Annotated in this window: 2 protein-coding genes; both read left to right on the top strand. The window is 39.1% G+C overall.

What is annotated here, in order from left to right:
* Nucleotides 1-1,739, top strand: a 1,739-nt coding sequence (locus tag L3V43_RS23580; RefSeq protein ID WP_276575209.1) for an RHS repeat-associated core domain-containing protein, incomplete at its 5' end; no start/stop codon positions are given.
* Complete coding sequence (locus tag L3V43_RS23575; RefSeq protein WP_237117538.1) at nucleotides 1,740-2,603, top strand: hypothetical protein; 864 nt, start codon at nucleotides 1,740-1,742, stop codon at nucleotides 2,601-2,603.
* Nucleotides 2,604-2,916 lie beyond the last annotated feature (313 nt).

The following is a 2,916-nucleotide window of genomic DNA, read 5'->3' as shown; positions in this document are numbered from 1 at the left end:
AGTATGTGTATGATAACGTTGGTGACCTATATAAGATTAACTACCCTGAAAACAGTAACACACCTTCAGTTACTTATACTCTTGATAATAATGGTAATGTGACAGGGTTGACTGCAGGAGATGTCACACATAGGTATGCATACAATAACCAAGACCTACTTGAGGCTGAGCAACTACTGATTAATGGACAGTTGCATTTAGAAGTCGGCTATGGCTACAACGCATTACAACAACGCAGCTATTTAGCCTACCCAGATGGAACCGTTGTACGCTATAGCCCAAATGGTTTTGGTGAACCTACACGGGCAGTAACATATAAAGAAGGCACAGAACAAATTGAACTGCAGTTTGCAACTGACGCTCGTTATTACGCCAATGGTATGTTAGAAAGTTTTACCTACGGTAATGGGGTAAAACATAGTTTAACGCTTGATAAAACCAGTTTATTACCTGATGTACTGCAAGATAGCCGCGGAACAACTAACCTTGTTAAGTTAGATTATAATTTTGATATCGTGGGTAATGTCACCTCTATTTTGGATTGGGTACAGCCTGATTATAATTTAAGCTTAAGTTACGATGGTTTGCATAGGTTGACCTCGGTCAAGGGCGGTACAGCTATTGGCAACAGTACAATCGCGTACGATGCTTTAGGGAATATAGAATCATATACAAGCAAAGGTAGAAACCTGACCTACACCTATGACAGACAGACAAACCGTCTATCTAGCGTGACGGGAGCAGGCACCAATGGTAAGTATGCAAACTTAACGTATGATACGCGGGGCAATATCGACAACAATGGTGCGTATCAGCTTAACTTTAACTTAGCAAACCAGCTTACTTCAGCGAAAAATAACACGTATCTATACGATGGACATAATCGCCGCGTTAAGCAAGTAGAGCAAAGCGGAACGAGTTATAGCTTATACTCGCAAGATGGCACTTTGCTGTATCGCGAAAAGGGCAACAGCATAACGGGTGAAGGTGTTAACTATATTTACCTAGGCAAAAAGTTGATTGCCAAATATGGCGACGTAACACCCGCGTCGGAAGCAGATAGCCGTCAACACTACCGCCCGTTTGGTGAAACGCTGGAAACGCCAAAAGATGATGTAGGCTATACCGGTCATAAGTTTGATAAAGAGCTTGGTCTAAGTTATATGCAGGCACGATACTATGATCCAGTTATCGGGCGGTTTTATTCGAATGATCCTGTTGGAGCTTTGGGTCATAGCAATATTGCTCATGGCTTTAATCGATACGCTTATGCTAATAATAACCCATATAAATATACCGACCCGACAGGAGAAATACCGTTAGTAGTTGTAGCTATTTGGATTTTAAAAGAAGCTGGCGGTGAAGCTTTTGAACGGACTACGGGAATCCCAGCCCCAACAGTCAAAAATATTGCTAAATATGGTATGAAGAAGGCCATGAAGCAATCCATAAAAAATAGAAAGAAAATTGAAGGTGTATATAAATTCAAGGAAGGAGATCAAGAATATATTGGTCAATCAAAGGATGTTATGAAGCGTATAAAGCAACACGCTAGCAACAAAGATAAATTTGCCAAAGATAAAGCAGGTACACTCGAAACTAAAGAGGTTAAAGGCGGTAAATTACAGCGTGAAAAAACCGAACAAGGTATGATTGATGATGCAACTGGCGGTCGTGGTGCAGCATCTGACAAAGTATCTAACAAGGTTAATCCATGCCGAAGAGAGGAATGTAGTTAAGTGAATATCGAAACAGAGCAATATAAAATTATTGATGATGAAGAGTATGGAGGGGTGCAAATCCAACTTTTCGACACATTCAATAGTGATATTTTGGACATAATCAAAAAGCATAGGGTGACATCCATACTATTGAGTCAGTGGAAAGGTTGGAAAACGCAACCGTTAGACTTTTTGGCAGACATTGAAAATCTAAAAGTAGTCGCGATTTTTGATAGCGTTGTACAAGACCTGTCAGTAATAGAAAAACTACAAAGCCTTGAGGTTTTATATTTAGAGTGCCCTAAAGCCAAAACCAAAGTTGATTTCAAATTGCTGGAAAATCTTGTTGATGTACGTTTTGATTGGCGGCCATGTTTCTCATCTATCTGTGAAAGCAATACTATTCAAACAATATTAATAAACGGATACAAAGGCGAAGATTTGTCTTCATTTAAGTCTCAAAGTTTATCACGACTTGATATTGTAAAAGGTAGTAAGCTGGCATCGTTAAAAGGGATAGAGAATAATCCTAACCTAAAGTCATTGATGTTGTATCAATGCAGTAAGTTAGTCGATATTTCATCCCTACAATCTGTTGCCCTAGAGCGTATAGAGTTTGAAACATGTAAAAAGTTAGAAAACTTGGAGTCTGTCTTTGAGCTATCTAGCTTAAAGCAAATATCGCTAGATAAATGTGGGCAGATCAGAGGTATTACTGGCATTTCAAAGTTAGGTCTAGATAGCTTAGTCATTAGTGATACGGTGATTGAGGATGGACGATTAGACGAATTATTGAAATTGAAATGTTCTAAGATTTACTTCGATAACAAAAAGCACTATTCACATACTCTTGAAGAAGTCCGCAGTATAGTTTTAGCGTAATCGATAAAAATATTCTAATTTTCTTTTGAATCCAAAGCCTCGCACTCGCGGGGCTTTGTTTATCAAGCTCCTTTATGGGGCAAGCATAATTCTGTTTTTGTTAGTTTTGAATTTTGGACGAAACTGCCAGTGTAACTCCCCCAAAAAATGAAACAGTTTATAAGTAGAATTTTCCATTAACTAAAAGTAAGCGTACCGCTAACTACACCTAGAGGCTAACATGCCAGGGCAGTAAACTGTTGATATCGTACTGTGGCTGGGCTAATTCGTTTAAGCAATGCATCACATAATCGAATGGGGTGTGGCCGTTTGC

The sequence above is a fragment of the Pseudoalteromonas sp. L23 genome (genome assembly GCF_021728455.1).
Lineage (GTDB): Bacteria > Pseudomonadota > Gammaproteobacteria > Enterobacterales > Alteromonadaceae > Pseudoalteromonas.
Note: the sequence above shows the minus strand (reverse complement) of the source record. Positions and strands in the feature narration are given on the sequence as shown.